We start from the raw sequence: 25,799 nt of genomic DNA, 5'->3' as shown, positions 1-25,799 counted from the left end.
ATAAGAATGCATCCTGAAACAAAAGAAACGCTTTATTTTATTAAAGACCGGATTAAGAAAAAAAAAATAGTTTTTGTATCAGGGAATTTTAATATTATTCACCCAGGGCATTTAAGGCTACTTCGTTTTGCTGCAGAATGTGGTGATTTTCTTATTGTTGGAGTTCATGGCAACAAAACCGATGGTCATACTCTTATGGATGAGGAATTTCGCCTCGAAGGCGTTAACTCTATAACTTGGGTTGATTTTGCTTTTATACTCAGGGATTCATCGGAAGAGTTTATTAAAGAATTAAAACCGTCAATAGTTGTTAAAGGCACGGAACATGAAGCGGTCTATAATCCGGAATCTGAAGCAGTGAAATCATATGGAGGAAAATTGCTTTTCAGTTCTGGAGATATGAGTTTTTCCCTTGTTGAACTTCTTCAGGATGAGTCAAAAAGGCTTATCTCACCAGCAATAGTGAGACATGATGCTTTTATGAAACGGCATGGCTTTGATTGGTATGATCTTTGTCGTACTTTGAAGGGTTTTGAACAGTTAAAGGTCAGTGTGATCGGGGATATAATTGTTGATGAATATATTAACTGTGATCCACTTGGCATGAGCCAGGAAGATCCTAGTATTGTAGTCACGCCCGTTGCAAAAAATAAATATATTGGAGGGGCGGGCATTGTAGCAGCTCATGCCCGAAAGATGGGGGCAGATGTCAGTTTTTTTTCAGTAGCCGGTTCTGATGAAACAGTTCAATTTGCTCAATCAAAATTGGATGAATATGCAGTACAGTCATTTATTATAGAAGATGAAAGTCGTCCTACAATTCTAAAACAGAGGTTCAGATGTTCAGGAAAAACATTGTTAAGGATAAATCATTTGCGCAGTCATCCCATCAGTAAAGAGTTACAAAAACAGATGCAAAATAATCTTTTTGAATTACTTGATGAAATTGATATATTGATATTTTCTGATTTTAATTATGGAATTTTGCCTCAGCCTCTTGTAGACAATGTCATTAAAAGATGCAGACAGAAGGATATTATGATGGTTGCAGACAGTCAGTCTTCTTCCCAGATAGGAGATGTCTCCCGGTTTAATCATATGTTTTTTTTAACTCCGACAGAAAGGGAAGCAAGGCTTGCTGTCAGGGATTTTGAATCAGGCCTTGTTGTCTTGGCTGAAAAATTAAGAAAACAAGCTTTGGCTGAAAATATTTTTATCACTCTTGACAAGGAAGGAATGCTTATTCATGAAGGGGTTCCCAATCGTGACCAATGGGAGACAGACAGGTTAAATGCCATGAATCCTGTTGCCACAGATCCTGCGGGAGCGGGTGATTCTCTTTTAACATGCTCCGCCCTTGCCGCAGCTTTGGGGGCTGATATCTGGCAATGTGCGTATCTTGGTTCTTTGGCAGCCGCATGCCAGGTGGAACGCATCGGGAATATACCTATTTCAATTGAAGATATGATGGCAAAAATATCAAAATGAAAGCCTTGCTGCTATCAGCCGGTTTTGGCACACGATTGAGGCCTTTGACTGAATTCATTCCTAAATGCCTGGTCCCCATAAAAGGCAAGCCGCTGATGGAATACTGGCTTGATATGCTTTGCAGGGAAAAAATCACTCCTGTCATGGTTAACCTGCATTATCTTTCTAAGAAAGTCGAAGATTATATCGCAACAAGTCCATACCGGGAATTTGTTACAACCGTATATGAAGAGAGTCTTCTTGGTACGGGCGGGACCCTTTTAAAGAATAGGCATTTTTTTGATAAAGAATCGGTTTTTATGGCCCATGGGGATAATCTTTCTTTGTTTGATTTAACGGATTTTGTGAAATCACATGATTCAAGGCCCGGGCACTGCGAGATGACCATGATGACATTTGAAACCGACACACCCCAAAGTTGTGGTATTGTTGAACTTGATAGTGACAATGTGGTTTGTGCTTTCCATGAAAAAGTCGACCATCCTCCCGGAAATCTTGCCAATGGAGCTGTTTATATTCTTGAGCCTTCAGTCCTGGATTTTCTGGATAGTCTTGGAAAAAAGGTGATTGATTTCAGTACAGAGGTGTTACCCCATTATATTGGAAGGATCAAGACTTTTCATAATAGCCGGTATCATAGAGATATCGGGACTATGGAAAGTTACCGGAAAGCTCAAAATGATTTTTTGTAAAGCTGGATCTACCTATCATTAAGAACATTCATTTTTATTTTTAACTGTTCATAGGCGGCCTTGGCTGCCTCCAGTTGCTCTGTGGCCATATAACAATCACCTATTTTTTTGAGCAGTGCTATGTTGTCCGGCAGATGAACAAAACAGTTTTCATAGGCCAGGATCGCATCTTCATTTTGTCCGGCACTCTGGAGGCTGTCACCGATGATTTCCCAGTAGGATGCAAACTTAACGTCCAGTTTGATGGCTTTGTTCAGTGCGTCAATACCTCCATTAAAATCACCAATTACGAACAATGTATCAATGATGATGGAATGAATATCCTGATTTTTGGGTGAGTATTTCATAGCTGATTTAAGGCTTGCAAGGCAATTTTGATGCTCTTTTTGTGATAGGAAAAACTTGCCCTGATACAGAAAAATATTGCTTACAAGTTCTGCAGAGAGATTGTTAAACAAATCGTTTTGATTCATTGCATTGTGATACCATTCTTTTATCAATTCAGCTGAGTTTTGATAATTATCCGCATCAATGTCAGATTTGATTTTTTCCAGGTCTTGCTTTAAGATTATTTCCAGCTCTTTTTGAAGTCCTCTGTGGTTTGGATGGTATCTGAGTCCTTTTTGCACCATATATTTTACGCTTAGATCACGCCCCGGTTGGGTTTTAAAATATTGGGCAAACTTCAGGAAGTCGTCCCCAATTCCCTGTATATATGAGTCTACTTGTCGGTTGAACCTTGGATCGTATTCTATGGCGGTTTGAAAATAACGGTTTGCTTGTTTGAGCATATTAGACTGAGCCGCTGAGCAGCCAAGATAAAAATAAACTTCTCCGGATTCCGGAATTGACTTGCAAAGATCTTTCAGAAGGGGCTTGGCCAGGTAATAATTTTTTGAGTCAATATAGAGACCGGCAAGGTTTAGTTTGTTTTGTTCTGTTTGTATCCCTTTATTAATTTTTGCTAAATAGTTATTTTCTTTTTGGTGAAATGAGGTGACCGCGTTCAAGTTATCTGACAGCAGCATCAGTGTATCTTTTCGAATTTTATTGATATCAAGTAACCGGTTTAAGTTTTTTAACAGCCATTCAATATATTTGTCTGGATCATTTTCAAGTATTGAAATATCCTGCTTTTGACGTTCACTTTCTTTTAATCCTTCCATGGTTATCTCTTCTAAAATTTTCCAGACTTCCAGGGTGTTGTCCAGATCTTTATGAAATTTATCAATTTTGTTTATTCGTTTTTTTTGCGGCAGGGTAAGCATCTCAAAAGATTTAATACATTTGCCGGTTCTTTTAACTTTTGTAAGTTCTTTGAATAAAGTTTTTGTAATTTCATCTGAGTTTTTGATGAGTTTTTGTAATTTTTTGGTTTTATTGAGTATCCTGTTGAACTCAATAAGCATTTTATCCGGGTTGATTGGTTTTACAGTAGAGTGAAATTTTTTGAGGCATTGGGTGGTATTGATTCGGGTGTTGCAATGTTTATCCATGACCTCCTGCAAGGTCAGGATTTTTGTGCCTTCAATATTTGCACCCCCTTGCGTCGCATTGATATGGGTTTTGTCGGATTTAGCAATGGCGGCCTCAAAAAACTTTTTCATGCTTAAGAATGAACGGTTTGTTCGTAAAAATTCTCCATTAATACCGGTAACGCTTTCTCCCTGGATATGATTTGTTATGACATCTGTCGGGGCAGATCCCTGAAGGACGGTGCCGTTTGCATGGGAAGCTGAAGTTGCGTTGGGATAAGCCAGATCCTGACCGATAAATATGATTGGATCACATCCCAGCATATGTGCGGCAATTAGATTTAAGTGTGCCACAGTACTGGCACCACCGGTCATGATTTTTCCTCCAATCAGTGAATTTAGCCATGCTTCCATGGGGTTGCTCGTAAATGTCCAGAAAATTTGTTCAGCCGGAAAGACTTTGGGTGTTTTGGGATTTACCCAGGATGAACAGATCAGAGCAACATCTTTAACCTTGGGTATGATATCGGCAAATTTTTCAAAGGTAAGGTCATTGGGGTCAATGCATGTTAGAAAATGCGGGTGTACATCATTTTTCAGAAGAGCCGGTAACACAGTATCAACAGCAATGATGACTGCTTTTTCCTGGATCTGTTTCAGCAGATGAATATTTTTGTCTAAAGAAGGTCCTCCGGCAACCAGGATGGCGGGGACATTATCAAATTTGTTTTGTATCTGTTCCAGTAATTGATGATGATGAATAGTGCTGATATGCTTGAAACGATTATTTAGAAAATCTTTGCCCAGTATCCTTGTAGTAGTTCCTCCAATATTAAGACCATTGATGTGGGCAAAAAGATCATCTTTAAGCTGGTTATATCCGTCTGGATTAAAGTCGAAGGACGGCTGATGATGTAAAATACTTGAATCTTCCAGTTGAAATGTTCTGGATGCTGTTGCAAGTGTTTCAGAGATATTTGCTTTTGTTTCAATACTCAGTATAAGACGCGGGTCTTCTAATATAGGTGAAAGATCAGTGTGTCGAAGTGCCTGGATGAAAATTCCTGGTTCCAGTTCAAAAAGTGCCAGGTATTGAAGATGAGGTCTTTTCTTTAATATGTTGAGAGCAGAATAAAAAAGACCCATGCCGAGTATGGCGACAAATCCTTTGTGGTCTGGGGGTATTTTTTCCAGGAAGTCTATGCTTTCTTTTTCCGGATTTATTTCATTGTGCAGTAAAATGGAGTTTTCATGGCTATTTATGACTGTCAAATTTGGATTGCCATTGGAGGCATAGGAAATTTCACCGAATGGCTCAGGTTGTTTTTCAGTAATGCGTTTCCATACTTCCGGATGTTTTCTTTTAAGAAGTTTCAGGTTTGATTCATATAAATTGATATGGTTTTGATTCATTTTAATATCTCCCAAAGCCGATTGTCCGGATTATATATGTGATTTATACTCCGGGTTGAACAGGCAGGCAATCTAACTTTAAAAATTTTTATAAAATTATTTTTAAAGAATATCGGCAATCTTCATGAGAAAATCAAGCGTTTCTTTCAACTGATTTTTATTTGTAAAAGTTCAAGGTTCTGGTACACTCTTTGATAAATCCTTTAATTATGCTGATATGGTTTCAAGGATTGTACATTACAATTATACAGGGGAAAGGGCCAGAACAATGAAATCTCCATAATGGTACGGATTCTTGAAATTGCAAAACAGTGCAAAAACAGACGGGAGAGGGTGAAAGCCGTGTGTATGCGCATAAGGTAAAGAGCGGCAAAGAGTTTGAACAGCGGTATGGAAATCTAAGGCTGCAGAAATTTGTGTTGGTGGCCCTGGGATTTGAAAGGCTATGTTTAAAAAAAATAAAATGAAATATCCATATGATTTAAAAAAAACAGTTGACATTGTTTTCCAAATAATATAGATATCTCGTGTTTTTGATTGACCGGGGCCGTTAACTCAGTCGGTAGAGTATCTGCCTTTTAAGCAGAGAGTCGCTGGTTCGAGCCCAGCACGGCCCACCATGAAAAAAACATTGCGTCCCCATCGTCTAGCCCGGTCCAGGACACCGGCCTTTCACGCCGGCGACAGGGGTTCGAATCCCCTTGGGGACGCCAATTAAAAGAAATAAAGGCTTTCAGCGTTTGCTGAAAGCCTTTTTGCTTTTTAAAGTATGTTGTTTATATCATTGTTAAAAAAATCCAAGCGGTTAAACTGATGATGATCGGCTGTCAAGCGTAAATATTTATTTCCAGGTCTTGTTTTTTTCGGCTGAATTCTTTTTCAAGCCTGCTTTTTTCCTGGAGGTATTCTCTTTCAAGCTGTTGGGTTGCATTTGTGTGATTTTGCTCTACCTCAGTTTTTTCCCTTTGATAGACCTGTTGAAGATCTCTTGCTTTATTGGAAATATTTACGGTATCATTGATATTTTTACGGTTTGAAACAGGAGAACCAGTTGCATGGGATGACGGTTTAGCAGTATTGGATATATTAAGTTGAGCCTGGTATCCAGTTAAATTGTGTATGCCGGATGTGTTGGTCAACATTATTTACCTCGTTAACCTTATTTTATAAGGTCGTTGTGTTAACAATCGGGCAGATTTTATAGGGCTACACCCAATTTTTTATAGAATAAATTTTTATAAAAAAAGTGTCAATAATTTTTATTTGTGGACTAATCAGATTAATGGAGTCAGACCCTTCTCATGGTAGATGTTGTGACCAAATTACAAAATGAAGACAATCTTTACAGACACCGTCATTACTATTTATAAATAATTCAATATATTGTATAAACTGATAAATAAGTTGGTTTAATTTTTTGGAGGTTAAAACATGAAACCGGTTGTGGCCCTTCTGGGCAGGCCCAATGTGGGGAAATCCACATTATTTAACAGGATCATTCGTTCAAGACAGGCGCTTGTTGATGATTTTCCGGGTGTAACAAGAGACAGGCACTATGCGGATGCACAGTGGAATGACATTGACTTTACAGTGATTGATACGGGCGGATTTTTAAGTTCGGATGATGATTATTTTGCCTCCCAGATTAAAGAGCAATTGACGGCTGCGGCGGATCAGGCGGACGTTCTTGTTTTTATTCTGGATGGTCGGGCCGGATTGTCTCCCTATGATCGTGAACTGGCGGATTTTTTACGCCGAATGTCCAAACCGGTTTTTTATTTGGTCAATAAAATTGAAAACTACAAACAGCATGACGACCTTGCTGAGTTTTATTCACTGGGTATTGATCATTTTTATGAGATTTCAGCCGAACACGGCATCGGGGTGGGTGATTTTTTAGATGACCTTATTCAAACCCTGCCGGAATATGATCAGGCCCAAGACGAGGGTGAGACACCTATAAGGATAGCCATTGTGGGCCGACCCAATGTGGGAAAATCTTCTCTTGCAAACCGGCTGTTTGGCGAACAGCGTGTAGTGGTCAATGAAAAGGCCGGCACCACCCGGGATGCCATCGAATTGTCGGTTGAGTATAAAGGAAGACAATTTGTCCTTGTGGATACGGCCGGTATTCGTCGCAAGGGCAAGGTTACTCAGAAACTTGAAAAATTTTCCATTTTAAAATCATTGAAGAGCCTTGATGACTGTGATGTGGCATTGATTCTGATTGATTCGGAAGAAGGCATTACAGATCAGGATATTACCATTGCCGGATATGCCGAGGACCGGGGATGCGGTGCCATGTTTTTGTTAAACAAATGGGATCTTCTGGATAAAGAACGTAAAAACGTAAAAAAATACATGGAGGATTTAAGGTACAAGTCAAAATTTTTGTCCTATGCTCCTGCCATGACTATATCCGCTCTGACCGGGCAGCGGTGCCATAAGATTCTGGATGAAGTGGTCAAAATTCATAAGGAATATTGCCACAGGATTAATACCGGTGTGTTGAACCGGATTATTGAGGATGCGGTTTACAGAACAGAACCATCCCTGTACAAAGGAAAACGACTAAAATTTTTCTATGCCACCCAGGTGGCGACAAGACCCCCCTGTTTTGTCTGTTTTGTTAATTTTCCCAAAGCAGTTCATTTTTCTTATGAGAGATATTTGCTCAATCAGTTGCGCCAGATGATTCCGCTTTCAAAAACTCCAATCAAACTCTATTTCAGGGAAAAAACGGGAAAAATTAAATTTTCAGGTGGATCAAGAGAAGATGAACGGATCTTTCAGAAAAAGAAACGACAGATCACCAAAAAACAAAAACAGAGAAAAGAACAGAGTAAGAAAAAAAGACAAAGGGATACGGATATCGCTTAAAAACAATGGATCTTTTTGAATCTCACAGTTCTCGGGACAAATCCCTGACCCGCCCCCTGGCTGACAGAATGCGCCCCAAATCTCTTGATGAGCTGGAGGGTCAAAAACACCTGACAGCTAAAGGCAGTCTGCTCCAAAAAGCAATTGAAGATGACCGGGTTTTCTCCATCCTTCTCTGGGGACCGCCCGGATGTGGGAAGACAACCCTGGCAGGGATTATAGCCAATGAGACAAAATCTGAATTTGTAGAAATATCAGCTGTTTTGTCCGGGGTAAAAGAGATCCGGCAGATTATTGAACAGGCCAAAAAAAGACAGGCCCTGTATCAAAAACGAACCATTCTGTTTGTGGATGAAATTCACAGGTTTAACAAGGCCCAGCAGGACGCTTTTTTACATCATGTGGAAAAAGGGCTGATAACTCTTGTGGGGGCCACCACCCAAAATCCGTCCTTTGAGGTTATTCCGGCCCTGGTATCCCGATGCCGGGTGTTTACCCTTAAAAGTCTTGAAAAAGAAAATATTTTAACAATTTTGATCCGGGCGCTGACAGATAAAAAAAATGGGATGGGGATTGAAAAAGAGCAATTGACCCATGAGGCATTGGAACATATTGCAAGGGTGGCCGACGGTGATGCCAGGATTGCCTTAGCCAATCTTGAAACAGCAGTGCTTCATTTTTCTCAAAAAGACAGGATTTCTATCCAGGATGTTGAAACTGCCATAGAGAAAAAATCACTTTTATACGATAAGGCGGGTGAAGAACATTTTAACCTGATTTCAGCCTTTATCAAGAGCATGCGTGGCAGTGACCCTGATGCGGCGATTTACTGGCTGGAACGCATGCTCATGGCAGGGGATGATCCTTATTATATGCTCAGAAGAATGATCCGGTTTGCCACCGAGGATATCGGCATGGCTGATCCTGGAGCCTTGACCATGGCCTTGAATGCCGGTGAATCCTTTCGGATTTTAGGCCGTCCCGAAGGAGACGATGTTTTGTTCCAGGCAGCTATTTATCTTGCCACAGCTCCCAAGAGCAATGCTGTGTATATGGCCCGCAAACAGGTTAAAAAAACGGTTCAGGAAACCGGATATGAACCGGTTCCGCTTCATATCCGGAATGCCCCGACAAAGCTGATGAAAAACTTGAATTACGGCAAAGGGTACAAGTATGCCCATGACTATAAGGGCGGCTATATCCCTCAGTCCTATTTGCCGGAAACGCTTTGCGATCATCGTTTTTACCTGCCAACTGACCGGGGATATGAGAAAACTGTGAAACAGCGGCTTGATGCCTGGATTAACCTGAAGCGGTAAAAGAAAAGAATCCTGTCGATTATAGCTCAGCTTATTCGGAACAGGTCAGGCGCTTTAAGATATGAAATAACTCAGACACAACGCTTTCCATGGTTTGGGGTCTCAGATCCGGGTCATCTGACAGCATGGCATTGAGCAGGGCGGCAAGTTCAGGGTCTGGACTGTCCAGTTCATCCACTGTTGAGGAATTGATATTTTGGTTTGAGTCTGCGGTTAACAGCTCAATAAATACTTTCCCAAGTGACCATATTCCACTTCTAAAATCAATGGCCCGCTGGTTTATGATATCAGGATGGCAGTCAAGTGTTTTTTGAAGCATGGGGCCGTTATGGGTAGCTCTTGCATTTAAAAATCTTGAAAGTTTGTAATTGAGTTTTATGTTGAGATTTTTTGTTTTTTCTTTGGGGATCATAAGATCATAAAGAATAAGATAGGGCATAAAATGATCATTTTTATTCAAAATATCAAGTATTGACGCGATATTATGAAAAAGGGTGACCATCCTGGGCAGGGAATCCAATATCCCGGACCTAAAGACAGAGTTCCAATCTGAGGCATCCATCCATTCGCTGATCTTGTACCAGGGTCCGTCACTGCTTTTTTTGATTGCATAATGCCGTAAAAAATATTCGTCCGGCAGTTTTTTGAGTTTTTCAAGTTCGTTTTTAAATCGTTTGGCCACACGCTCATCCATACCGGATTTTTCCGTAAATATTCTGATGGTTACAGGTGAGGTATCTTTGTTTTTTGCAGCTTTGCAGACAATTGAAGTGCGGTCCTCATAAATAATGGTTTGAATTTTGTATTCATCAATAAATTTCAGAGGGCCTGAATTGTTTATGCCGCAGACCGGGCACATGGTAATTGTCTGGGAGACAATTTTTCCACATCCGTTGCATTGTTTCATGATCGGCACCCTTTATCAATTTTTCAAGTCTGTCTGAAGATGGATGACACCCTTGGGTTACCATATACAATATAAGGTGTTTATCCCATATAATAGGTCGGTTGATAGAATTAGTCAAGAAAGGCCTGACTCTGACCCTTCCCATACAAACCGGCGATCGTTGTATGTCAGCGTATCTTGAGGATCATAGGTTCGTTCCGTGATTTCGATTGTTCCGTTTTGATCCATAAGCATTACAGTGGAGGATCTTGTGCCATATGTATCGCTATGGATAAATAAGGAAGACAGCATTCTTTCCCATTCAAGTCCCACTCCGGTTTGAGGAAGCTGATCATCATCAGGAATTGATTGGTCCGTCAGTATGGAGAAAAGAGATTCAAAAGTGATGGTGCCGCAGATGATATCCTGCAATGCTTTTTTGCCGGATTCCACTTTAGGCCATGGGGTGTCCAGAAACCGGTTGGAAAGTCCGTGAATGCCGGGGGCTATTTTTTCAATGGTGTTTTTAAGGTTGGAGAACCAGAATATATCATCTTTGCTGCCAAACAACAGATTAAATCCATTGTAGGGATTTTGTTTTTCTTTAAGATGATTAAAATGGGTTTCAGGCGGTTTCTTGGATTTGAGAAAATCAACAATAATTTCACCCCTTGAAGGGGCATCCGGACGGATTGAGGAAGGATCACGGTAATTGGTAAGGGCTGCAAAGGTTCCGTTTTTGTGGACCCCGAACCATGTGCCGCCCTGTTCAAGGTCTTTTCCCGCAAGAATAGCAGGGGTGTTTTTCCATAAATGCATGGGGGCTGTAGGTCTTTGATAAAATTCATCCCGGTTGGCGGCAAAAATTAAAGGATATTTGTTTGAAACTTTATATCCAAAGAGGATTAAACACATGTATAATTCCTTGTTTTTTATTTGTCTCTTTGTTATTGAATCTAATGGCGTATTTAAAATGTAACTATTAATAATTTATGGCAGTTTTAAAATGTAGCTGCTAATAGCGAAAAAATCAATATTGATGGAGGCTTTAAATGAAAAATGTTGTTATCGTCAGTGGTTCTAGAACTCCTGTAGGGTCTTTTGGTGGTTCCCTGAAAAGCGTACCCGTAGTTGAACTTGGCTCTTATGTAATGAAAGATGTTTTAAAAAGAGCTGGTTTGAAACCTGTTGTGGATGCATCCCAGGATGAATTTTCTCCTGATACGTTAAAAGATCAGGGCGTGATTGATCTTGAAAAAAAAGGATATGATTATGATGATTCATTAAATCCTGTGTTTATTGATGAAGTTATCATGGGTAATGTCCTTCAGGCAGGACAGGGACAGAACACAGCCCGGCAGGCAATGATTGCTGCGGGTATTTCAAGACAGACAACTGCTTTTACAGTAAATAAAATCTGCGGTTCAGGACTCAAAGCCATTGCTCTTGGTGCCCAGTCCATTATGGCAGGTCAGGCAGAAGTGGTTCTTGCTGGTGGTCAGGAAAGCATGAGCAATGCCCCCATGGCATTGAACAAGGCAAGATGGGGACATCGAATGGAACTTACCGGCATAGGACCTGTCCATGATTTGATGGTATTTGACGGATTATATGAAATTTTTTACGGATACCACATGGGACTTACGGCAGAAAATATTGTAGAAAAATACGGTATTACAAGAGAAGAACAGGACAAGCTGTCCTTAATAAGCCACAATAGAGCGTTTGCTGCGGTAAACGACGGTACTTTTGCTGAAGAAATTATCCCGGTTGTGATCAAATCCCGCAGAGGCGATACCATTGTTGATAAAGATGAACGCCCCATGGAAACCAGCATGGAAAAAATGGCAAAACTTCGTCCGGCATTTAAAAAAGACGGAAGTGTTACAGCAGGAAATGCATCTGGAATCAATGATGCAGCAGCAGCCGTTCTGTTGATGACCGAAGAAAAAGCTGATGAACTTGGTCTTGAAAAACTGGCAAAAATTAAAGCTTTTTCATCCGGCGGACTTGATCCTGCATACATGGGCCTAGGTCCTGTACCGGCAATTAGAAAAGTGCTGAAACAGACCGGTATGGGGATTGAAGACATTGACATGATTGAACTGAACGAAGCCTTTGCCGCTCAAGCCATTGGATGCATGAGAGAACTCAATATTGATGTGGAAAAACCCAATGAACTGGGATCAGCCATCTCAATCGGTCATCCCATTGGTTGTACAGGTGCAAGACAGATGGTTACAGCCATTAACCAGATGAAAAGAAAATCATACTCCACAGGTTTGATCTCCATGTGTATCGGTGGTGGTATGGGCATGGCCATGATTATCGAAAGATAAGTTTTTTCCTTTACTTGGAACCATTAAAATGGTAGAAATGCCTATGTTTTTAATGGGGTTAAAATATTTGAAATAAAATGCATAAAGGAGTGTTTTTATTATGGATATTCCTAGAAAATTAGGCATGTTAATCTTTACGGCAGTGCCGGCTATTGTTGGCGGCGGTATTGTATACCATTTTTTTGGAAGCTTTCTTCAAGTCATTATATTTGAGATACTTCTTGTTCTGGCAGCCCTTGGACTGATCAGAAACTAAAACAAGAAGACTCTTGGATTTATGTAAAGCCGTATTTGTGCAAGCCTTTTTGCATATTACGGCTTTACATGGTTTTTTAACCCTTTTCATTTCTTTGTACCTTGACTGAATAGATTGGTGAAATCTTGGAGCAAAATATTTCTCAAAGAGCAGTGTTTGTATTTTTTATTGTGCTGTTCTGTATTTCGATTCTGCTTGCAGGTAAGCTGATTGCCCCGTTTTTTGCTATTATCATCTTAGGGGTCGTCTCCACAGGAATTTTTAATTCGGTTTTCAGGTTTTTTTCAAAGAAACTGTCCCCCAAAGCTGCTTCAGTTCTTACCTGTATTCTGATTTTTTTTGTTGTCTTTATTCCGGTTGTTTTTTTTATCGGGGTGCTTTCCAGGGAAGCCTTTAATCTTTATACCATGGCCAAAGATGCGGTTTTTTCCAATCAATTAAAAGACTTGTTTGAAAATACGCATGCCTTGGAACGATTCAATGATCTGCTGGTCAGGGCAGGTATCGAAAAAGAGGTGACCTGGGATGAATTGGTCAGCCCCATTTCAGAACTTGGAAAGGCCGTGGGATTATCATTGTTTGAACAGGCCCGTTTTATTACATCCAATGTGTTTAATCTGGTGTTGTATTTTGGTCTGATGTTAATCGTGGTATTTTACATGTTTATCGATGGGGATAAGTTTATAAAATATATGTATGACCTGTCTCCTTTACCGGATGAACATGATGAAAAACTTTTTGAAAAATTTATGGACATGGCAGGTGCAGTCCTTATCGGAAATGGCCTTGGCGGATTGATTCAGGGAATTGCAGGCGGTTTACTTTTCTGGTTGTTAGGGTGGAATTCTCCTTTCCTATGGGGTGTTATCATGGGATTTCTGGCTTTTTTGCCCATTGTGGGGATCGGTATTGTCATGGTCCCTGCCGCAGTGATCCTGATGCTGAAATTAAAATTTTTTTCAGGGATTTTTGTCCTTGTTTTTTATGCCGTGCTGTCCTGGGGGATTGAGTATATCTTTAAACCCAGGGTAGTGGGAAATAGAGTCAGTATGCATCCGTTAATCGTATTCTTTGCTATTATCGGCGGGTTAAAAGCTTATGGCATTCTGGGTATTATTTACGGTCCATTGATCGCAACCCTGTTTTTAACCCTTGCAGACATATATTTTTCAAGTTTTCAGTTTATGGTTGAACCCGGAAAGGTTCTTAAAGAGAAATAATTGGAGTTGTAAAGTTGATTATTAATACAGACAATAATGTGACCAGCATTGAGAAGGAGATGAAACAATCCTATCTTGAATATGCCATGAGTGTCATTATCGGAAGGGCGCTGCCCGATGTTCGTGATGGCCTGAAGCCGGTTCACCGGCGGGTTTTGTATGCCATGCAGCAGTTGAGAAACGACTGGAATAAATCCTATAAAAAATCTGCCCGTATTGTTGGTGATGTGATTGGTAAGTATCATCCTCATGGGGATTCTGCCGTTTATGATACCATTGTTAGAATGGCCCAGGATTTTTCACTTCGATATATGTTGGTGGATGGTCAGGGTAACTTTGGATCTGTGGATGGTGATTCTGCTGCGGCAATGAGGTATACCGAGATTCGTATGCGCAAGATTTCCCATCAGATGCTTGCAGATCTTGAAAAACAAACTGTTGATTTTATTCCCAATTATGACGAAACCCTTGAAGAACCTTCTGTTTTACCCACAAAATTTCCTGCATTGCTGGTAAATGGCTCCTCGGGTATTGCCGTTGGAATGACAACCAATATTCCTCCCCATAACATCAAAGAGGTGGTTTGTGCGTTAACCCAATTGATTGACAATCCTGAAATGGATATTCAGGATTTAATGGAATACATTCCAGGCCCTGATTTTCCGACTTTTGGTCATATTTATGGTACCAAGGGTATCTATGAGGCCTATAGCACAGGGCGTGGTATTATTACGCTGCGGGCAAAGGTAACGGTTGAGGAAAATAAAAAGAACGGTCAGGAAACAATTATTGTGACCGAGCTGCCCTACCAGGTAAACAAGGCAAAGGTCGTTGAAAAAATAGCAGAACTTATGCGGGACAAAGTCATTACAGGTGCTTCCTTTGTCCGTGATGAATCAGACCGAGATGGAATGAGAATGGCTATCGGCCTTAAAAGGGATCAGATTGCAGAGGTTGTGATTAACCAGCTGTACAAGCATACCAATATGCAGACAAGTTTTGGTATTATTTTGCTTGCCGTTGTCAATAACCGCCCGCAGCTTTTGACTTTAAAAGAAATTTTGAATCATTTTATTGAACATCGCATAAATGTTATTATCCGCAGAACACAATTTGATTTAAAAAAGGCGCAAGAAAGGGCACATATTTTAGAAGGCCTGAAAATTGCTCTTGATCATCTGGATGAGGTGGTGGCTCTTATTCGTGCTTCAAATTCTCCTGAAGAGGCCAAAAACGGATTGATATCCAGGTTCAGTTTGACAGCCATTCAGGCCCAGGCAATACTTGATATGCGTTTGCAAAGGCTTACAGGACTTGAAAGAGAAAAAATCATCAGTGAATATAATGCCCTTTTAAAGGATATTGCCTGGTATAATGAGATCCTTTCAAGTGATGAAGTGGTCAGAGGGCTGATCAAGGACGAATTGGCCGAGCTGAATGAAGAATTTGGTGATCCGCGGCGTACCCAAATCGTTGAGAGTACGGCTGAAATCAGTATTGAAGATCTGATTGCCCAAGAAGACATGGTGGTGACTGTCAGCAGAAGCGGGTATATCAAGCGCAACCCCATTACACTGTATTCAAGTCAGCACAGGGGCGGGAAAGGCAAAACCGCAATGGGAACAAAGACGGATGATTTTGTGGAACATCTTTTTGTCGCATCCACCCACTCCACCTTTTTATTTATCACCAATTTGGGCAAGGTTTACCAGGCAAAGGTGTATGAATTGCCCATGGCAGGCCGCTCAAGTCTTGGAAAGGCCATTGTAAATCTGTTGAATTTTGATGAGGGTGAAAAGCTTGCCACTGTATTAACCGTTGATGAGTTTGTTGAGGATAGATATGTGGTCATGGCCACTAAAAAAGGCCGGGTGAAAAAAACCGATTTGATGGCCTATTCCAGGAGAAGATCCGGCGGCTTGATCGGGGTGAAGCTGGCTGAGGGAGACGAGTTGATTGCGGCAAGAATCACCGACGGAAATATGGATGTTTTTCTTGGATCGGAAGGGGGCAAGGTTATCCGCTTTAATGAGAAAAATGTTCGTGCAACGGCCAGGGGTTCTATGGGGGTTCGGGGAATGAGAATAGACCCGGATACAAAAGTTGTCGGCATGGAGGTTCTGGAATCAGAAGATACTTTGCTTACCGTGACTGAAAACGGATATGGAAAACGCTCTTCTATTGAAGAGTACAGGACTCAGACCCGTGGCGGCAAGGGTGTTTTTTCCATTAAAACATCAAAACGCAATGGCAAAATGGTCTCATTGCTTTTGGTGGATGACAATGACGAGTTGATGATGGTTACGGATAAAGGAAAATTGATTCGAACATCCATTGAAGGCATTAATGTTATCAGCAGGAACACCCAGGGGGTTAAATTGATTAACCTGTCTGCCAAAGAAACCCTTATCGGTATTGCAAGGCTTCCCGAGGACGAAGATCAGGCAGAAGATCAGGCAGAAGATCAGGCAGAAGATCAGGCAGAAGATCAGGCAGAAGATCAGGCAGGGCAGGATGATCCGGAAGATGATACTCTGAAAGAATTTCCTGTTGATGAGGAGAATGTTGACAAGACAGATGACCCAACTGATTCATAAGGGAGAGGGCCACAGAAAAAGGCTTAAGGATAGATTTCTTAAAAACGGTCTTCAAGGATTTCATGATTATGAAGTCATTGAGTTGCTGCTTTCTTTGAATACCCCGAGAAAAGACTGCAAACAGAGCGCAAAATTGCTGTTAAAGAGGTTTAAGACTTTTCAGAGGGTTCTGGAGGCAAGTCATGAATCGCTGTGTGAAATTAAAGGAGTAGGGCCGTCAAGCAGTCTGGGTATCCGGTTGATTAAACAAGTGTCTGACAGGTACCTTGAAAGCAAAATCATATCAAAAGATGTGGTTCAAAATCCCCGGGATTTGATGGAATATTTGAACCAGACCATTGGACATAAAACAAAAGAAGTGTTTGCCGGAATTTTTCTTGATGCCAAAAACAGGGTATTGACCTGTCAAATTCTTTTTACCGGAACTTTGACGACCAGTTCTGTTTATCCGCGGGAAGTTATTATCAGTGCCTTGCAACATAATGCCGCAGCCGTTATTTTTGCACACAATCACCCTTCGGGGGATGTTGAGCCTTCTAAAAGTGATATCCGGATCACAAGACAATTGTTATTTGCACTCAAATATGTGGGAATTGTTTTGCATGAGCATATGATTATTGGAAATAACGGGGCATACAGTTTTGCAGCCCAAGGCTTAATATCAAAGTTTAATACGGAATTTGAACAAACAAATTATTAATAAAGAAACAAATGAACAAAGAAAATGACACGCCTGAATGTTTTGGTATCCTTGAAAAAGTATTTCCCATGACCGATAAGGGATTGAGGCAGACACCGGATGAGTGCTTTTATCACTGTCCGTTAAAAACTAATTGTCTGCAACATGCCATGGCCACTAAAGCTGGTGTTCAAGTGGAAGAAGAGATTATTGAAAGGGGAACCCAATCGGGTGTCATGAATTTTTTTGAACGCTGGTCCCGTAAAAAACAGGTTCACAGAAAAAAGAAAAAATAATGTTGGAGAAGCCGATGAAATTAATAAAAGATATTGATGTGACATCAAAAAGAGTGTTTGTCAGGGTTGATTATAATGTGCCAATGGATGAAAATCTTAATATTACAGACGATAACCGGATCACCGCCACCCTGGATCTTATTTCATACTTGTTGGAGCAAGATGCAAAAATCATTCTGGCCTCTCACATGGGCAGACCAAATGGCAAGCGGGACCCAAAATTCAGTCTGGCACCGGTTTGTAAAAGGCTGTCTCAATTATTAAATAAACAGGTTTTGTTTGCAGAAGATTGCGTTGGTGAAGCAGTTGAAAAAAGAGTAAGCCAACTTACTAACGGTCAGATCCTGATGCTGGAAAATTTAAGATTCCATAAAGAGGAAAAAGACAATAATGACGGATTTTCACAAAAGCTTGCCAATCTTTGTGATGTATATGTGAACAATGCCTTTGCGGTTTCCCACCGGGATCAGGCATCTGTTACGGGTATTGTCAAATTCGCAGAAGAATCTGCAGCTGGATTTCTACTTGAAAAAGAAGTTCAATCTTATTACGATTCAGTTGAAAATCCTCAAAGACCTTTGGTGGCAGTCATTGGTGGTGCAAAAGTATCCGGCAAACTGGCTGCTTTGGAAAATATGCTCAAATTTGTTGATACATTGATTATTGGCGGTGCCATGGCCAACACGTTTTTAAAAAGCCAGGGGATTGATACCAGGGCTTCCGTGATTGAAAACGACCTTTTACAGACTGCATCCGGTATCGTTCAAAAAGCAAAAGAAAAAGGGATAGACTTTCTTCTTCCAAAAGATCTGGTTTGTGCGGATAAATTTGATAAAAATGCCAGTGTAAAAGTCTGTGAACTGGATCAGATTCCGGATCAATGGATGGCCTTAGATATTGGTCCCAGAACAGCCAAAGAATATGCCACAGCCGTTAAGAAAGCAGGAACAATTGTATGGAACGGTCCTATGGGGGTTTTTGAAATGGAAAAATTCATGTCCGGAACACAGATTATAGCAGATGCTATTGCCGCATCAGATGCTTTTTCCATTGTTGGCGGAGGGGATACCGGGCTTGCTGCAAAAAAATGCAATGTGGCAGACAAGGTAAGTTATATTTCAACCGGTGGCGGTGCTTTTTTGCACTTAATGGAAGGCAAAAAACTCCCCGGTGTGGTTGCCTTGGAAAAAAAGGAATAGAGTACAAAAAAAGGGGGATACGGTTATGTCCTGCAAGGATAGAGAATGCTTAAGCCGGGAAGAACGGCTCAGAAGGTCTTACTATGAGGTGTTGCGCGATGAATTGGACCAATTTGTTATAGGGTATTCTCTTGTGGGCTCTTATAATAATTTTCTCAGGTTACGGACTCCCTATCCATTTGTGGAATTAAGGGAACTCAAGCCTCGTGCCCGGATTCCATCGGTTGAGTTTGATGCACAGAATTCATTTTTGATTATTTTTTCCGAAGATACTATTGATAAAAAACATAAAAAATACATTCGGTATTTTGATGCCAATAAAATAACAAAAACCAATTTATTGACGCATAAATATTTTCCGGATGTGGAAAATTTTAACCGTAACCTTAAATTTTTTGATACCAGTGATTTTTTTTCATTTTTAAGATCGTTGCTCCCCATTGATTATGCTTTGTTGATTCAAAGAAATCAACAAAGCAAGGTAAGATATGGACTGACCCATTTCCATGTAAGGATAGACTGGCCCATTACCGATGCCTCGGAAGCACTTGCCAGGGATTTGAGGTATATTTCAAAAGATCTGTATGAAAAAGGGGATAAATATGCTGAAGATTTTCAAAAAAAATTTTTTGAATATTATGGGGTTCCGGTTCTGTCCGGAGGAAGAAGAACAGCAGCAATTGTGGCTGCCCAATATTTCAAACAGCTGCCCGGGATTACAACCATTTATGTTTCTTCCAGTGAATCCAGAACTCTTTTAAGGATTGATGAAGGCGGGGTATCCACTTCTGTATTGGTTAAATTGCCTGAAGATGAAACAAAAAAACTGGCTGAAGCTGCCGGCATCAACCAGGATTGTTTTATCAAAAATTATGTGGTAGCAAGGCACCGGGAAAAGTTTGTGTGTATTTTAAATGTTAAATATGATTATACAAGTCATGCATTGCCGTCAGAGGGAGGAAGACTTCGGGAATTAAACCCAGACACCAACTGGCTTACGGTCTCCCGGGAGCATATCCTGCCAAAGCCATCCGTACTCATATATTCGCCCATTCCTTATAAAATGGTGTACTTATAATTTTTTAAGCATGGCAATTTCGTCACAATTTGGAAAATTAACACACCCGATACAATCTGACCATACCTTAATTGGAAGTTCATTTTTATCAATGATTGAAAATTCAAACCTTTCAAAAAAGGTTGGCCGATAGGTCAGGGTGAAAAGATCCGTTATTTTAAAATATACGGCTTCTTGAATGGTTCTTTCCGTAAGAACCGTGCCGATTCCCTGACCTGTAAAATCGGGGTCAACTGCAAGAGATCGGATTTCAGCCATATTTTCCCAGCAAAATTGCAATGCACAGCAGCCAACCACTTTATTTTGCCTGGGATCTTCAAATACCCAGAAGTCTCTTAAATGGTCGTATAGTTTGCTCAGCGGCCTTGCTAAAAGTTCACCGGTTTTGTGATAGAATTGAAGCAAGGCATGGATATGTTTGACATCATCTAATACAGCTTTTCTTATCATTTATTGTCCTTTATTTTAATCAATGCTTTTACTGTTCCGGAAATTTGTTCTCTGCTGATTTTACCAGTATTGGGGTTCATATATATCATTTTTGTTCCATCCGGTATATCAAAATATTGACAAGAGTTAGTTGAAAGAAAGTGTTTCATATAATCAATCCATATGGGCAGGGCGGCTTTTGCACCGGTCTCATATTTTCCAAGAGAGGTAGAATCATCATTGCCCACCCAGACACCCACGGCAATATCCGGATTGAATCCAATAAAAAGAGCATCTTTATAATTGTCGGTTGTCCCGGATTTCCCGGCAATATCCTTTTGAATGATCATGGCCTTTTTACCGGTTCCTTCAAGTATAACAGCTTTTAACAGGTCAGACATAATGGCTGCGTTTTGTCTGGACATGATGGATTGCTTCTGTATTGAGGTTTGATACATAATCCGGAAATCTGAATCCGTAATTTGAATGATGGAAAAGGGGGCCACTTTAAATCCCATATTGGCAAACGGAATATACGCTGTTGTAAGCTCCATCAGGCTGACCTCTGAAGTTCCTAAGGCCAGAGAAAGATTGGGATGAAGTTTGGATGACACTCCGGCTTTTTGAGCAAATTCAATCACCTTGGCAGGACCGATTGCCTCTATAAGCCTTACAACAGGTGTGTTTTTTGACAATGCCAGTGCTTTACGAAGGGTGATTTCGCCTGAATACGTTTTTGAAAAATTATTCACCTGCCATGTTTGATTGTTTTCCAATTTATATGATAAGGGTGCATCAAGCAGGGTGTCATTTTGTGAAAATCCCCGGGTTATTGCAGTGGCATAAACAAATGGTTTAAAAGCTGAACCAGGTTGTCGTTTAGCATAGACAGCCCTGTTAAAGGAACTTTTATTAAAATTGACTCCTCCGGCCATACTTAAAATTGCACCGGTTTTAATATCAATTGCAACCAGTGCGCATTCGAGTTTTGAGTAAGGCTTCCCATGTTTTTTTACCCGGGTTTCAAGTTGTGCCATTCGATTTGAAACAGAATTATTTGCTGCCAATTGAAGATCTAAATTAAGTGTTGTATATATATTGAGTCCGTTTGAATAGATGTTTTCCAAATCAAATTGCTGTTTTAAAACTGTTTTTATATATTCAATAAAATAAGCAGCCGGATTCATATTTTTTTGGGGAAGGGGGGCTTCAATTTTTGTTGCTTTGGCTAAATTGTATTCCTGTGTTGTGATGATGTTTGTATCCAGCATTTGCCGGAGAACAATATTTCTTCTTTTTTGGGCCAAATCAGGATTTTTGATTGGTGAGTACACGGAAGGGGCTTTGGGAAGCCCGGCAATCAAGGCTGCCTGGGCCAGTGTAAGGTCACTTACGGATTTGTTAAAATAGGTTTGTGATGCGGCCTCAACACCATATGCCCCTGATCCCAGGTAAATCAGGTTTAAATATAATTCCAGTATTTCATTTTTCGTATACCGCCGTTCGATCTGAAGTGTTAAAATAGCCTCTTTGATTTTTCTGACAATTGATTTTTCAGAAGTAAGATACAGTGTTTTTGCCAGTTGCTGGGTTAAGGTGCTGGCACCTTGTTTGAATTTTCCGGCCTTTAAATCATGGATGATGGCTCTGGCAATGGCTTTTAAGTTGACACCGGAATGCTTATAAAATGTCCTGTCTTCTATGGCCAAAATGGCATTTATGAGGTTTTTTGGGATTTTATCAATGGATACGGGAAATCTTTTTTCAATATAAAATTTGGCCAGAATTTGTTTGTCTGATGAAAAAACAGTTGTAACAGAGGAGGGTTTAAACTGCTTAAGGCTGTTTATTTGCGGCAAATCATGAAAGAGGCTTAAAAAAACCCCGGCAGGAATTCCAAAAAAAATTCCAACAAGGGCAATGGATAATAAAATAGAATTTCGTTTCAGCATTATGTTTATAAAAATCCACTTGTGTCTTTATGAAGGTCTTTATTTGTCAAAATTCTGTGACAAATTTTATGATGGAAATGGTTGTAACTGCTGACTAAAAGCGGATAATTGACAAAGAAAAATGGATCTATTTTATATTTTTCGAACAATATCATTGGGTCGGCATTGCATTTCAAGCTTAAGAATAGCGATTGTATTTGGCTGGGCACTTTCAATGCAATTTTTATTTATATCAAGGATTGTTTCAATTTTTGTTCTTTTTGGACTTCCTGTTGGCGAAAGTACTTCAATCATATCACCGACACTGAGTTTGTTTCTAATACCAATCGTGTATTCTTGTTTTGTTATGTGGCTGTTGTTTTTCGTGTGATCCTGATTTTGCATTTTTTTTGTGCAATTAATAATTTTTCCGATAAAACTATGGATTTTGCCTTGATGAATATTTTTATAATTAGGCAATTGTTCATCAGGTTTATTAAAATAAAAGCCGGTACAGTATTCCCTGTGAAACACCTGATAAAGCTCGGCTAACCATTCCGGGTTGGTTTCATATGTGTCTGGTTTATCAAAATAGGCATCAATAGCGTTCCTGTATGTTTTAACAACAGAAGCAAGATAGTTGATGCCCTTCATTCGGCCTTCTATCTTTAACGAGGTTATATTGGCATCAATAAGATCAGGAATATGCTTGATCATGCACAGATCTTTCGAGTTGAATATATATGAACCCCTGTCATCTTCCATAAGAGAATGATATTCGTTGGGTCGAAGTTCTTCCACCACCGAGTATTTCCATCGGCAGGGATGACTGCAAAGCCCCCTGTTGCTATCCCTGCCGCTTAAAAAACTACTGAGCAGGCATCGGCCTGAATAGGATACACACATGGCACCGTGAACAAATGTTTCTGTTTCTATTTTACAATCTGAACTGATTTGTTTTATCTCATTTATGGACAATTCCCTTGCAAGGTTAACCCTTTTTATGCCCATTTCCTGCCAGAACATGGCAGCATTCAGGTTGGTTGTATTGGCCTGGGTGCTTAGGTGAATGTCAATATTTGGAATAATTTTTTTTGCCAGATAAATGATTCCAGGATCAGATATAATAATGGCATCAGGACCTATCCGGCCTGTTTTGCTTAAAAAGGCTTCAAGCTGTTTTTGTTCATGATTTCTTGAGTAGATGTTGCAGGCAAGGTATACTTTTACATTGTGCTGATGAGCAAGGGTAACTGCATCAAACAGTTGAGTATCTGTAAAGTTTCCTGAGAAATTTCTCAGGCTGAAATCTTTACCTGCCAGGTATACTGCATCGGCACCATAGTGAATGGCGATTTCCAGTTTTTCAAAATTACCTGCAGGTGCCAACAGTTCAGGTTTAAAGAGTTCTGGGTTCTGAGTGTTGGTAATTGGGTGTTGATTGCTGGGTTCTGGGTTCTGGGTTCTGGGTGCTGGTTCTGAAGGGTGTTTTTTCATAAGGGCTGCATATGTGTGGTGCCCCCGGCAGGAATCGAACCTGCGCTCAAGGATTAGGAATCCTATGCTCTATCCACTGAGCTACGGGGGCATAAATTATTCGATAATTAATTTTTGACCGGGAAAGATCTTACTTCTTTTATTCAAATGATTCAAGGCCAGAAGTCGATTTAAATCCATTTTATATTTTTTTGCAATTGAGAAAGGGCTGTCACCTGATTTTACCCGGTATGCAAAAGTCTTGTTGTGTTGAGAGCTGCTTTTTTTTGAACTATCTGATTTCGCAAGAATTAATTGTTTTTTGGAAGTAATATAAAGGGTTTGACCAATGTTCAAGTTAGTGCAGGATAACCGATTTGTCGTCATTATATTTTTTGTGGTCGTACCGAATTTCCTGGCAATATTCCAAAGATTGTCTCCGCGCCGGACCGTGTATGTAATCGTTTGTCCGGGTTTCAACTGAGTAGCTGTAGCAATACTGGCAATTGAACTATTGGTACTGCCGGGTATTTTTAGTACCTTGCCGGCAAATATTTTGTGAGTTTTATGGATGTTGTTGGCAATCGATATGGCACGGACTGATGTTTTATATTTGTTAGCAATGCCTGATAATGTTTCACCCCTTCTAACGCGGTGAAATACATACATTGGAGGAGGGGTACCCGTTGTTTTTAATTCATCAATTGTTGAAAGAAATAATTGGGCTTTTTCTTTCGGTATTTTTAACATATAAGGTTCTGGAGGCAACAGTGCGTATCTAAGTTCAGGATTAAGCTCTTTTAAAGTTGCCGTATCCATTCCTATTTTTTTGGCAATATCTTTAAGTCTGACCTGTTTTTTGATCTCACATACTTGAAAATCAAAAGGCTTTGAGGGGGTGTCAATTTTGATATTGTATTTGTCAAGATTATTAACAATGTGAAGTGTGGCTAAAAATCTAGGAACATATCGTGATGTTTCCCTTGGCAGATTCTGGTAAAGATCCCAGAAATTATCAAGGTAATTTATACTTTGTTTTCTAATGATTCTTAAGACCCTTGATTCTCCGCAATTATATGCAGCAAGTGCGGTTGTCCAGTCCCCAAAAAGATTATGAAGCTCTCTTAAATAAGCAATGGCTGCTCTGGTTGCTTTTTCAGGGTCTAAGCGTTCGTCAATATAATAATTGCGGTTTAATCCGAATTTGTATCCGGTCGAAGGGATGAATTGCCATAAACCAAGGGCTCTTGCAGGGGATAATGCCCTGATCTTAAAGCCGCTTTCAATTAAAGGGAGCCAGGAAAGATCTTCTGGTAATCCTGCTTTTTTTAATTCGGAAACAATAAACGGCCTATACCGTTGTGCCCGTTCAAGCGACTGGATAAAGAATTTTTTTTCAGGCCCTGTCAGCCTTTTTATCTCTTTTTTTACATGCGTATTCAGGGTGATGGGTATCTCATCGTGTTGACCGTTAACTACAATTTGGCGGGATGCGTAAATTTCAAGAATCCTTTTGGATATAAGGAATCTGATATCTTCTTTTTGCTGATTGAATTCGGGATAAATGTCCGGATCAATTTCAAGTATGGAATAATAAGCCGAATCAAGGTTGGTCAGTGCTTCTTCCAATTTGCCTTTTTCCCACATCTGCTGGGCATAATTACAAAGATCCAGCGCCTGGTCAATTTTTTCCTGGGCTGAGAGATCGGATTCTTTTTCAAGATCTGATTCATTTGGATCAGTTTTGGTTTTAGCCTGATTTTGTAAACAAGAATTCGAGGTGGTGCAGTTTAATTTGGATTCACTTGATTTTTCAAGGGAGTGTTTAATCAATTTAGTGTCGTTTAAAGTAGTATTGTTTACAATTGATTTTTCAGGCTCATTGATTCTTTTTAGAATATCTGAGGAGCTATTTTTATTGTGCGTATATTGACAACCTGCCGTGATCCAAAGAATAATCAATATTAGAGCAAGTTTTGTCTGCTGAGCCATTTGTCTCCTCGATTTTTACAATGATTTTTAATTTGCCCTAATTATAAAATTAATAAGAGGATGTCAAGGATATATGAATTATTTATCCAATGGGTGTATCCCTGTATTTTAAACAGTTTTTTTTACTCAGTAGGGTTAACAAATAGATGATTTT

General features: G+C 40.0%; 20 protein-coding genes and 3 tRNA genes. 14 read left to right on the top strand and 9 right to left on the bottom strand.

Annotated elements, in window-relative coordinates; all coding sequences use genetic code 11:
* Positions 1-6 precede the first annotated feature (6 nt).
* On the top strand, positions 7-1,488 hold the full coding sequence (locus TOL2_RS18760) for a PfkB family carbohydrate kinase (protein WP_014958860.1): 1,482 nt from the start codon (positions 7-9) through the stop codon (positions 1,486-1,488).
* Positions 1,485-2,180 carry a nucleotidyltransferase family protein gene (locus TOL2_RS18755; RefSeq protein WP_014958859.1) on the top strand — a complete coding sequence of 232 codons (696 nt, stop codon included), beginning with the start codon at positions 1,485-1,487 and terminating at the stop codon, positions 2,178-2,180. Before TOL2_RS18760 ends, TOL2_RS18755 begins: the two co-directional genes overlap by 4 nt.
* Positions 2,181-2,188: 8 nt before the next feature.
* On the opposite strand, the gene TOL2_RS18750 is transcribed toward TOL2_RS18755, so the two are convergent.
* Positions 2,189-5,068, bottom strand: coding sequence for a 6-hydroxymethylpterin diphosphokinase MptE-like protein (locus TOL2_RS18750; RefSeq protein WP_014958858.1), 2,880 nt, complete (start codon positions 5,066-5,068; stop codon positions 2,189-2,191).
* A gap of 544 nt (positions 5,069-5,612) precedes the next feature.
* On the opposite strand from TOL2_RS18750, the gene TOL2_RS18745 reads away from it, so the two are divergent.
* Positions 5,613-5,688, top strand: a tRNA-Lys gene (locus TOL2_RS18745).
* A gap of 15 nt (positions 5,689-5,703) precedes the next feature.
* A tRNA-Glu gene (locus TOL2_RS18740) sits at positions 5,704-5,781 on the top strand.
* Positions 5,782-5,895: 114 nt separating this feature from the next.
* On the opposite strand, the gene TOL2_RS18735 is transcribed toward TOL2_RS18740, so the two are convergent.
* Positions 5,896-6,210 carry a hypothetical protein gene (locus TOL2_RS18735; RefSeq protein WP_014958857.1) on the bottom strand — a complete coding sequence of 105 codons (315 nt, stop codon included), beginning with the start codon at positions 6,208-6,210 and terminating at the stop codon, positions 5,896-5,898.
* Between the two features lie 289 nt (positions 6,211-6,499).
* Here TOL2_RS18735 and der point away from each other — a divergent pair, with 289 nt between their 5' ends.
* Together der and TOL2_RS18725 are read left to right on the top strand one after the other, a co-directional pair.
* Positions 6,500-7,948, top strand: coding sequence for a ribosome biogenesis GTPase Der (der, locus tag TOL2_RS18730; RefSeq protein WP_014958856.1), 1,449 nt, complete (start codon positions 6,500-6,502; stop codon positions 7,946-7,948).
* A 5-nt stretch (positions 7,949-7,953) separates the two neighbouring features.
* The gene (locus TOL2_RS18725) at positions 7,954-9,267 is read left to right on the top strand and encodes a replication-associated recombination protein A (RefSeq protein ID WP_014958855.1); all 1,314 of its coding nucleotides are present in this window, start codon (positions 7,954-7,956) and stop codon (positions 9,265-9,267) included.
* A gap of 31 nt (positions 9,268-9,298) precedes the next feature.
* Here TOL2_RS18725 and TOL2_RS18720 read toward each other — a convergent pair whose 3' ends face one another.
* A complete protein-coding gene (locus TOL2_RS18720) occupies positions 9,299-10,174 on the bottom strand; it encodes a protein kinase family protein (protein ID WP_014958854.1) in 876 nt (291 codons plus the stop codon).
* Between the two features lie 114 nt (positions 10,175-10,288).
* Complete coding sequence (locus tag TOL2_RS18715; RefSeq protein WP_014958853.1) at positions 10,289-11,068, bottom strand: NRDE family protein; 780 nt, start codon at positions 11,066-11,068, stop codon at positions 10,289-10,291.
* A 137-nt stretch (positions 11,069-11,205) separates the two neighbouring features.
* Here TOL2_RS18715 and TOL2_RS18710 point away from each other — a divergent pair, with 137 nt between their 5' ends.
* The 8 genes from TOL2_RS18710 (at position 11,206) to TOL2_RS18680 (ending at position 19,817) form a co-directional block, all read left to right on the top strand.
* Positions 11,206-12,492: a thiolase family protein gene (locus TOL2_RS18710; RefSeq protein ID WP_014958852.1), complete on the top strand. Its 1,287-nt coding sequence runs from the start codon at positions 11,206-11,208 to the stop codon at positions 12,490-12,492.
* 100 nt (positions 12,493-12,592) lie between these two features.
* On the top strand, positions 12,593-12,748 hold the full coding sequence (locus TOL2_RS25170) for a hypothetical protein (RefSeq protein ID WP_173391129.1): 156 nt from the start codon (positions 12,593-12,595) through the stop codon (positions 12,746-12,748).
* Positions 12,749-12,873: 125 nt separating this feature from the next.
* A complete protein-coding gene (locus TOL2_RS18705) occupies positions 12,874-13,968 on the top strand; it encodes an AI-2E family transporter (RefSeq protein ID WP_014958851.1) in 1,095 nt (364 codons plus the stop codon).
* Between the two features lie 59 nt (positions 13,969-14,027).
* Positions 14,028-16,565: a DNA gyrase subunit A gene (gyrA, locus tag TOL2_RS18700; RefSeq protein ID WP_051012588.1), complete on the top strand. Its 2,538-nt coding sequence runs from the start codon at positions 14,028-14,030 to the stop codon at positions 16,563-16,565.
* Positions 16,531-17,265, top strand: a complete 735-nt coding sequence (gene radC, locus TOL2_RS18695; protein ID WP_148278151.1) for a RadC family protein — start codon at positions 16,531-16,533, stop codon at positions 17,263-17,265. The genes gyrA and radC overlap by 35 nt, the downstream gene beginning before the upstream one ends.
* 11 nt (positions 17,266-17,276) lie before the next feature.
* Entirely contained in the window at positions 17,277-17,540 is a 264-nt protein-coding gene (locus TOL2_RS18690; RefSeq protein ID WP_014958848.1) for a hypothetical protein, read from the top strand.
* A gap of 14 nt (positions 17,541-17,554) precedes the next feature.
* Positions 17,555-18,739 (top strand): phosphoglycerate kinase, encoded by a 1,185-nt coding sequence (locus tag TOL2_RS18685; protein WP_014958847.1) that lies wholly within the window; start codon positions 17,555-17,557, stop codon positions 18,737-18,739.
* Between the two features lie 25 nt (positions 18,740-18,764).
* Positions 18,765-19,817 carry a hypothetical protein gene (locus TOL2_RS18680; RefSeq protein ID WP_014958846.1) on the top strand — a complete coding sequence of 351 codons (1,053 nt, stop codon included), beginning with the start codon at positions 18,765-18,767 and terminating at the stop codon, positions 19,815-19,817.
* On the opposite strand, the gene TOL2_RS18675 is transcribed toward TOL2_RS18680, so the two are convergent.
* From TOL2_RS18675 to TOL2_RS18655, 5 genes are all read right to left on the bottom strand, one after another.
* The gene (locus TOL2_RS18675; RefSeq protein ID WP_014958845.1) at positions 19,812-20,267 is read right to left on the bottom strand and encodes an N-acetyltransferase; all 456 of its coding nucleotides are present in this window, start codon (positions 20,265-20,267) and stop codon (positions 19,812-19,814) included. The genes TOL2_RS18680 and TOL2_RS18675 overlap by 6 nt on opposite strands.
* A complete protein-coding gene (locus TOL2_RS18670) occupies positions 20,264-22,198 on the bottom strand; it encodes a penicillin-binding protein 1A (RefSeq protein ID WP_014958844.1) in 1,935 nt (644 codons plus the stop codon). Before TOL2_RS18670 ends, TOL2_RS18675 begins: the two co-directional genes overlap by 4 nt.
* A gap of 132 nt (positions 22,199-22,330) precedes the next feature.
* Entirely contained in the window at positions 22,331-23,674 is a 1,344-nt protein-coding gene (locus TOL2_RS18665; RefSeq protein ID WP_014958843.1) for a peptidase U32 family protein, read from the bottom strand.
* Between the two features lie 16 nt (positions 23,675-23,690).
* Positions 23,691-23,765, bottom strand: a tRNA-Arg gene (locus TOL2_RS18660).
* A 5-nt stretch (positions 23,766-23,770) separates the two neighbouring features.
* Positions 23,771-25,645, bottom strand: a complete 1,875-nt coding sequence (locus TOL2_RS18655) for a LysM peptidoglycan-binding domain-containing protein (protein WP_014958842.1) — start codon at positions 25,643-25,645, stop codon at positions 23,771-23,773.
* Between the last annotated feature and the right edge of the window lie 154 nt (positions 25,646-25,799).

The organism is Desulfobacula toluolica Tol2 (assembly GCF_000307105.1).
Lineage (GTDB): Bacteria > Desulfobacterota > Desulfobacteria > Desulfobacterales > Desulfobacteraceae > Desulfobacula > Desulfobacula toluolica.
The sequence above is the reverse complement of the archived record's forward strand: the minus strand, read 5'-3'. Positions and strand labels throughout refer to the sequence as shown.